5 protein-coding genes and 1 pseudogene are annotated in these 8574 nt (G+C 46.5%); 5 read left to right on the forward strand and 1 reads right to left on the reverse strand.

The window, feature by feature from the left end; translation table 11 throughout:
• Positions 1 to 113: 113 nt before the first annotated feature.
• The gene (locus ABUA47_RS00005; protein ID WP_009038053.1) at positions 114 to 1328 is read left to right on the forward strand and encodes a glycoside hydrolase family 88 protein; all 1215 of its coding nucleotides are present in this window, start codon (positions 114 to 116) and stop codon (positions 1326 to 1328) included.
• Between the two features lie 506 nt (positions 1329 to 1834).
• A pseudogene (locus tag ABUA47_RS00010) lies at positions 1835 to 2965 on the forward strand (AAA family ATPase); the annotation flags it as partial.
• Between the two features lie 13 nt (positions 2966 to 2978).
• Here the strand turns inward: ABUA47_RS00010 and ABUA47_RS00015 are convergent.
• Complete coding sequence (locus ABUA47_RS00015) at positions 2979 to 4436, reverse strand: glycosyl hydrolase family 28 protein (protein ID WP_034529542.1); 1458 nt, start codon at positions 4434 to 4436, stop codon at positions 2979 to 2981.
• A gap of 138 nt (positions 4437 to 4574) precedes the next feature.
• On the opposite strand from ABUA47_RS00015, the gene ABUA47_RS00020 reads away from it, so the two are divergent.
• From ABUA47_RS00020 to ABUA47_RS00030, 3 genes are all read left to right on the forward strand, one after another.
• A complete protein-coding gene (locus ABUA47_RS00020) occupies positions 4575 to 5969 on the forward strand; it encodes a glycosyl hydrolase family 28 protein (RefSeq protein WP_349831355.1) in 1395 nt (464 codons plus the stop codon).
• Positions 5970 to 6164: 195 nt separating this feature from the next.
• Positions 6165 to 7796 (forward strand): hypothetical protein, encoded by a 1632-nt coding sequence (locus ABUA47_RS00025; protein WP_005832952.1) that lies wholly within the window; start codon positions 6165 to 6167, stop codon positions 7794 to 7796.
• Positions 7793 to 8574, forward strand: a 782-nt coding sequence (locus ABUA47_RS00030; protein WP_349831356.1) for a beta-L-arabinofuranosidase domain-containing protein, incomplete at its 3' end; no start/stop codon positions are given. The genes ABUA47_RS00025 and ABUA47_RS00030, both read left to right, overlap by 4 nt.

Consider the following 8574-nt stretch of genomic DNA (forward strand, 5'->3'; position numbering starts at 1 on the left):
CGCACCAAATACCATTACAACAAACTGAATTTCAACAATTTCAAAGAACGACTATGATTTTTTAGTGGACACTAATGAAATTATATCATTAATAAACTTGTTACTTACTAATTATGCAAAAACATTTTAGATTGAGGAATGCGTTATTTGCAGGATTACTGCTTGCCGCATTTGGGTGTTCTTCCCATACCCATCCTACCACTGATTTTAATGTGGATTCTGCTATTGCTTACTGTAGCTGTCAGGCTATAAAAACTCTTGAAACGCTTCCTGATGTAGATTCGATTCCCAATACGATTGATAAAGGACAGAAAAAATGGCAGTATGCTCATGTAGGTTCTTGGACATCTGGCTTTTGGCCGGGTACATTATGGTATCTTTACGAAGCGACTCAGGATACGGTATGGTTGCATGCAGCTGAAAATGTTACTCGTATTCTGTTGCCGGAAGCTTATCGTAAGGCTCGTTCGCATGATTCGGGATTTATTATGATGCCAAGTGTGGGTAATGCTTATCGTCTTACGGGCGATACTATGTACGCTCAAGCACTTCATCATGCGGCAGATTCGTTGGCCGAACTCTATAACCCCAAAGTGGGTACCATATTATCTTGGCCGGGTATGGTCAAAAAGATGAATTGGCCTCATAACACCATTATTGACAATATGATGAATCTTGAATTGCTTTTTTGGTCGGCCAAGAACGGTGGTAACAAATGGCTGTATGATGTAGCCGTAAAACATGCGGAAACAACCATGAAATATCATTTCCGTACGGACCATTCGTGCTATCATGTTGCGGTTTACGATACACTGGACGGTCATTTTATTAAAGGCGTCACTCATCAAGGATTGGCTGATAGTACAATGTGGGCTCGTGGTCAGGCCTGGGCCATCTATGGTTATACGATGGTTTACCGTGAAACTCGTGATGTACGTTTTCTTGAAGTAGCTTGCCAATCGGCCGATGCTTATCTTCGTCGTTTGCCTGAAGATATGGTACCATATTGGGATTTTGATGCGCCAATGTCACCATTGCTCCCTCCTAAAGACGCATCTGCTGCTGCTGTTACGGCTTCGGCGTTGATTGAACTTTCGGGCTATGTAAATGATGAGATAAAATCACGCCATTATCTTGATGCAGCTATAGCTATGTTGGAGAATCTCTCCTCATCGGCTTATCAGTCGGGTACGGTTAATACAGCTTTTTTACTTCATTCTGTAGGCCATATGCCTCGTGGACGTGAGATTGATGCTTCGATTATGTATGCAGATTATTATTATATAGAAGCACTTTTACGGCTTCGTACCGTAAATAAAGGCGGATGACTTGCTACTGCGTCCCCTTCATGCCCCATTGTCAAAGTCAGGAAATATTCTAATGTCGTTTTGATAAATGATGTGTTAATAGGGCAAACATGTGTGGCAGAGCCGTAGAAAGGAGAATTACAATGAGCAAGAAAGATAGAGACATAGCCCTCTTCGTGGCATTCTGCATTGAAGAATACGGAGCGGCTAAAGGAATGATGGACGATCAGGTACTTTTTTAGCAAAGGCTCACTATAGTGAGCCTTTGCTAAATATAAGGAGTGAACAGAAGAAACATATACGGCTCTTTCATTTAAGGGAGTTAAAGGGTGTTAGAAGCCGATAGTATAGCTATACATCAACAGAACTATCGGCTTTTAACTCCTAAGCTTGCAGGGTGATAACTCCTTCTAACTTCCGATAACTCCCTTAAATGAAAAAGCCATGAGAAACATGGGAGATGTTTGTGAATATAATAAGTAAAATTCCTACCTTTGTCTTTATAACCATTGATTTTCTCCATAGCCATGTTAGAAGATTACAGAAGATACCCGATAGGAATACAGAACTTTCAACAGTTGCGCAACAACGACTGTGTGTATGTAGACAAGACGGAACTGGTTTATAGACTGACACATACCGACCGGGTCTATTTCCTCAGCCGTCCCCGCCGTTTCGGCAAGAGCCTCTCGTGTCTACGCTCGAAGCCTACTTCCAAGGAAAGAAAGACCTTTTCGGAGGGTTGGCTATGGAGCGCTGGGAGAAGGATTGGGAAAGCTATCTGGTGTTGCACATCGATTTCAGCCTAACAAAATACATGGAACTGACCGACCTTACGGGGCAGCTTAATCTCTTCCTGCACCGGTGGGAAAAGATTTATGGAAAGGATGAAGCGGAAAAGACCGCTTCCGAGCGTCTGCAAGGCATCATTCTGAGAGCTTCCGAGCAGATCGGCAAGCAGGTTGTCGTGCTGATTGACGAGTACGATGCCCCCTTGTTGGACAGCAATTCCGACACCGCCTTGCAGCAACAGCTCCGCAACGAGATGCGGAAGTTCTTCAGCCCCCCTCAAGAGGTTGGGGCAGTATCTTCGCTTTCTCTTCATCACCGGCATCAGCAAGTTCAGCCAACTGAGCATCTTCAGCGAACTGAATAATCTGAAGAACATCAGCATGCACGATGATTTCAGTGCACTCTGCGGCATCACCGAGCAAGAATTGCTCACAGACTTGAAACCGGACATCGAGCGAATGGCCAAGGCAAACAATGGGACTTATGAGGAAGCTTGCGCTCACTTGAAACGGCAGTACGACGGCTATCATTTCAGTAAGAATTGTGCCGACATCTATAATCCGTTCAGCTTGTTCAACGCTTTCGATGCAAAGGAGTACAAGAACTTCTGGTTCTCTACGGGCACTCCTACCTTTCTGATTGATATATTGCAACGCACGGATTTCGATGTGCAGAGCCTGGACGGACTTACGGCTACCGATGAACAGTTCGATGCGCCTACCGACCACATTGTCGACCCTATTCCGGTACTTTATCAGAGTGGCTACCTGACAATAAAGGGGTATGACCCTGCTTTCCGTCTTTACCGGCTGGCCTATCCCAACGGCGAAGTGCGTTATGGTTTCACGGAGTCCTTGCTTCCTGCACTCAACAAGCACATCATTTGGTAAATGTCACCCCTTCCACATGTTCGCCGATGAAGAAGCGTGCCATGTCTCCCATCTTGTACCATTTCGGTTTGCCCGGCATGTCGTCGTAAATAGCTTCTCCGTTGATTCTGAGATTCTCGAAGCGGATGTTCTTCACTTTCCGTTCTTCGTTGTAGCCGGCAATGATGGACAGTTCGGCGTTCTCTCCGTTGTAGGTGATGTCCTTGAAGAGCACGTTCTCAATCCCTCTGCCCGGAGCCGCACAATATTTCTTGTTAAAGAAGATGCGTAGGTTGACAAGTTGGCCTTGACGGAAATCTTCTATGCGGATATTCTCGAAACGCACGTTGCGGACCAAGTTGTTGTCTCCTACGTTGATGGCCATACAGCCTTGATAGTCTATCTGCTTTTCTTTATGGTCGAGGATGTCGATATTGATATAGTTCAGGTTCTCCATTACTTCTTGACCTTCGGCATCGCCGTGCAGTCCGATGAAGATGGGATGGGCCACGTCCGCCCAGAGGGTGGAATTCTGCATGGTGATGTTCTTGCATCCGCCTTTGAAGCCCATACAGGTGGCATAAACAGTGGTACAGTCGTCCGAGTTTCTGCAAAATACGCCATCGAACAGTACATTGTTGCTGGCAAACACGTTCATCCCGTCGCCCCATCCATAGGAGCTGATGGCCTTTACGTTGCGTATCGTCACGCTGTCTGAGCCACCGGTGGGGCATTGGGTGGTAATCAAGCCTTCTACCCGGATGTTTTTGGAGTTGATGATGCTGACTCCTGCTCCACGTCCTTCGGGATGTACTTCTCCCCGGCCGAAGATAGTTACATTTTCAGCATTCTTTGCTCGTATGCACCCTCTGACGATGGCTCCTCCGGAAATGTATACGGTTTTGCCTGAAGGTACATCCAGCGTGTCGCCCGGTAATTGGTGTATGCCCGGACCGAAATAAATCAAGTTGCGGTTCTTTTTTAATTTCTTCGGGTTCATACCCGGTTTCAGAGGATTGTTCCGGTCTATCGGATTGGCGAAGAGGTGCAGGTTGTGGAAGATGTCGCCGTTCACTTCTATCGACAAGTTGTGGGGAGAGTTCAGCTTGAAAGTAAGCGTGTTGCGGCTGACCTGCGGAGTGATGCCGTAGGAAAGAGGACGTATGCGGGCTGTTTCTATCTCTTCCTTATGGGCGGTGACCGACACTTCCACTTCACCATCGAAGTCGAAATAGCTCATGGAGGCCAGCTTTACATGGTGCCGGGCCTCTTTTACTTCGTCCACTTTGACGGGATAGGTGGCTATCGTTTGCCACTTTCCACCCGGTTGGCGCACCTTGACGGTGAAGTCGTCCTTCAATTCCGCCTCCTGAGGAGCGGGATAGGTGATTAACTGGTTTTGCGCGCCGATAGTCTGAGCGAATCCGAGCAATAAGCCGGAGATAAGGATTAGTTTTCTTAGTTTCATTGGTAATAGCATTATTGTTGTTTTAAGTAGAAATACGTTTTCTACGGGATGTTCACTTAGTAGGGCTAATGAAATTTGTGCAAATTAAGTGCTTTTCGGCTTTCAATCGTATATTTTGTGTAGAAAACGATGGAACTTATGAAACAGATTTGCAAATTAGTAGTGATGTTATTGTTGGCCTTTACCGCAGGAGTACAGGCACAGTTAGTGACATATCCTGAAAGTTTAAATCCGGGCATGCCCCATAATGACGACTACACGGTACGTGTACGCATCCCCGGCGGTGAGTGGAAAGACTTGTTTGAATACAACGTACAGGTAGATATGGACAACGTGCAGAATGCTTCCATGGTGCAATTTGATATGGGAAGTGCTGTAGAGGTAATGGTGAAGAAGAACAATGGCAGCGTGCGCGAAGTGACCATACGCCCTTTGAGTAAAGGTATTGAATACAAGCAGATACAAAACGCCATTCTTTTCACTTTGGAAAAGCCACAGTATCTCTCTATTGAATTTGATGGCGACCGGTTGCACAATCTGCATCTCTTTGCCAATCCTTTGGAAACAGAAAAATATGATAAAGAGACAAAAGGCATCATGTACTTCGGTCCGGGAGTCCACCGTCCTAAAGACTTACCTAATAATCAAATCCGTATTCCCGGTAATACCACCGTGTATCTGGCACCGGGAGCGGTAGTCAAAGCGAAACTTCTGGTAGACAAAGCGGAAAATGTCCGGATTATCGGACGAGGCATCTTGGACCATCCGATACGGGGCATTGAAGTGACTGACTCAAAGAATGTGCTGATAGATGGAATTACCGTAGTGAACCCTGATCATTATACCGTATTCGGAGGCGGTTCAACGGGAATCACCATCAAAAACCTGAAATCATTCAGTTGCAAGGGTTGGAGTGACGGCATTGACATGATGTGCTGCCGCAGTGTGATGATTGACAATGTCTTCATGCGCAATTCGGACGACTGCATCGCTCTGTACAATCACCGCTGGAACTGGTGGGGAGGTTCGTCCGACATCACTGTGCAGAACTCCATTCTTTGGGCAGATGTGGCACATCCCATCAATGTAGGCGGCCATGGCGACCCCGATTCACCTACGGGAGAAGTAATAGAAAATTTGACTTTCCGCCACATCGACATTCTGGAACATGACGAGGATGACCCGATTTATCAAGGTTGCATGACAGTGGATTGCGGTGACAAGAACCAGGTCCGTAATGTTCTTTTTGAAGATATCCGGGTAGAGAATATTCAGGAAGGACGGCTTTTCTATGTCAAAGTACGCTTCAACGGGAAATATGATAAACAGCCGGGAAGCGGCATTGACGGCATTACTTTCAGGAACATTACGTACACAGGAGTAGGAGAGAATCCATCGTTGATGCAAGGACTGGACAAAGAACGAACCGTGCAAAACGTGACGTTTGAAAATGTAGTAATCAATGGAGAACGGATGAAGGACCTGAAAGGAGTAGTAACCACTGAGTTTATAAAAGGAATTAAAATAAAGTGAACCATAAGAGCCAGTTTAAATTTTCTTCAAAAAGTATTTCTTCAGCTTCTTCCCAAGCTTCTTTCCGGTCTGTTTTCCTCTTTTTATTCGTCACATAGCCCGCTATGCTCCTCATAAAAACAGAAAAACATCCTCAGAAAGAACTCTCAAAATAATGCTGAATAAAATTTGAACAGGCTCTAAAACCAAAGAACCATGAATAGATATAGACTGCTTTTTTCAATAATCCTCTTGCTTTACTTCTCTCCCTGCCTGCGGGCAGGAGAGTGGCAATGGTCTGTGACTCTTGACGGATTCGTCTCCAACGAAACGAACCGGAATCCTACGGCTTTCTTGTGGATACCCGCCGACTGTATGCAGGTGAAAGCAATTCTTGTAGGACAACACAATATGAGCGAAGAAACTCTTTTTGACAATCCCCTTTTCCGCGAGAAGATGCAGAAGCTGGGAATCGGCTTTGTATGGATAACACCCGGCATCGACCAGCAATGGGATGTATCGAAAGGCACACAACGGATATTCGAGAAAATGATGGCCGACTTGGCAGACGTCAGCGGATATAGCGAACTGAAAAATGTCCCTATCGTGCCCATAGGCCATTCGGCCATGGCTACTTATCCCTGGAACTTTGCCGCATGGAATGCGGAACGTACCTTGGCCGTCATCTCCCTGCACGGCGATGCTCCGCGTACGAACTTGACCGGCTACGGGCGTGAGAATCTGGAATGGGGACGTACCCGTAATATCAACGGGATACCCGGACTGATGATTGAAGGAGAATATGAATGGTGGGAAGCCCGGGTAAATCCGGCACTGGCTTTCCGCATGATGTATCCTGAAAGTTGCATTTCGTTTCTGTGTGATGCAGGACGGGGACATTTTGATGTGGCAGATGAAACAGCCGCATACATCGCTCTGTTTCTGGAAAAGGCTGTCTGCCTGCGACTGACGGATGAAGTGACGAAAGACGGTAAAGTAAAACTGAATCCGATAAACCCGACCAAAGGCTGGCTGGCAGAACGCTGGCATCCCAATCAGAAGAAACGAGCCAAAGCTGCTTTCTACTCACAATATAAAGGCGATGTGCATGACGCTTTCTGGTATTTTGACCGTGAAATGGCAGAAGCGACTGAAGCACGGTATGTGCAAAGTCGCGGTAAGGAAGAACAGTATCTGGGATTTGAACAAAGCGGCAGTCTGCTGGCATACGACAAGAAACAGCATGTACGTGTACAGCCTCGCTTCAATCCGAAAGCCGATGGAATTACTTTCCATCTGAAAGCCGTATGTACGGATTCCCTGAGAACGAAACTGTCTGACGAACACGCAGATGCAACGCCGACAATCAGTCGCATCTGCGGACCGGTAGAAAAGGTAAATGACACGACATTTAAGGTATCTTTCTATCGGATGGGTATGGATAACCCACGCCGCACCGGTGATATATGCCTGCTGGCAAGCCAGACAGGAGACCGGAGGTATAAAAGTGCCGTTCAGGAAGTCAGTATCCGCATCCCCTACCGGAATACGGCAGGAGAAAGGCAGCATATACTGTTTCCGGGACTGCCCGATGTGGAAACAGGAAGCGGGTCTCTATCTTTAAAAGCCACAAGTGATTGCGGACTGCCGGTCTCTTACTACATCAAAGAAGGTCCGGCCGAGATAGAAGGAGACCAAATTGTATTCACTCCTATTCCTCCTCGCAGCAAATTTCCGGTAAAAGTGACGGTAGTTGCCTGGCAATACGGCGTTGCAGGTAAGGTGCAGACGGCCGAGCCGGTGGAACGTAGTTTTTATATAAAGAAAGAATTAATAAAAAGGTTATGAGAAATAAGAGTTTAATCCTAATGACAATTTGTGCGGCTCTATCAACCGGTCTTTCCGCCCAATCCGTTTATCCCGGACAGCATGCCGGAAAAATGAAAAAAGTGACGACCGCACCGATGCAGGTAGAAAGTTTCGACTTAAAGGACGTGCGTTTATTGCCAAGCCGCTTTCGCGACAATATGATGCGTGATTCCGCTTGGATGACTTCCATAGCAACCAATCGTTTGCTGCACGGTTTCCGCAACAATGCCGGAGTATTTGCCGGGCGTGAAGGCGGATATATGACCGTAAAGAAACTGGGTGGTTGGGAATCGCTGGACTGTGAACTGCGCGGACACACAACAGGGCATTTACTATCAGCCTATGCGCTCATGTACGCATCTACCGGAAGTGAAATATTCAAGTTGAAGGGCGACAGCCTTGTTACAGGTCTGGCAGAGGTACAGGCGGCTTTGGGAAACGGATATCTCAGTGCATATCCGGAAGAATTGATTAATCGGAACATACGTGGGACAAGTGTATGGGCACCCTGGTATACACTGCACAAACTCTTCTCCGGATTGATTGACCAATACCTCTATGCAGATAACAAACCGGCATTGGAAGTTGTGACCCGCATGGGCGACTGGGCTTATAATAAACTTAAACCACTGGATGAAGCCACCCGGAAAAGGATGATACGGAATGAGTTCGGCGGTGTGAACGAATCTTTTTATAATCTTTATGCCATCACCGGCGACGAGCGTTATCAATGGCTTGCCGAATTCTTCTATCACAA

It is taken from the genome of Bacteroides sp. RTP31139st1_H2_RTP31139_211217 (assembly GCF_040227615.1).
In the GTDB taxonomy this organism is placed as follows: Bacteria; Bacteroidota; Bacteroidia; order Bacteroidales; family Bacteroidaceae; genus Bacteroides; species Bacteroides uniformis.

Coding starts and splice junctions, on each gene's coding strand:
- ABUA47_RS00020 (WP_349831355.1), top strand. CDS start 4,575: ATGAAACAGATTTGCAAATTAGTAGTGATGTTATTGTTGGCCTTTACC.
- ABUA47_RS00015 (WP_034529542.1), bottom strand. CDS start 4,436: ATGAAACTAAGAAAACTAATCCTTATCTCCGGCTTATTGCTCGGATTC.
- ABUA47_RS00025 (WP_005832952.1), top strand. CDS start 6,165: ATGAATAGATATAGACTGCTTTTTTCAATAATCCTCTTGCTTTACTTC.
- ABUA47_RS00005 (WP_009038053.1), top strand. CDS start 114: ATGCAAAAACATTTTAGATTGAGGAATGCGTTATTTGCAGGATTACTG.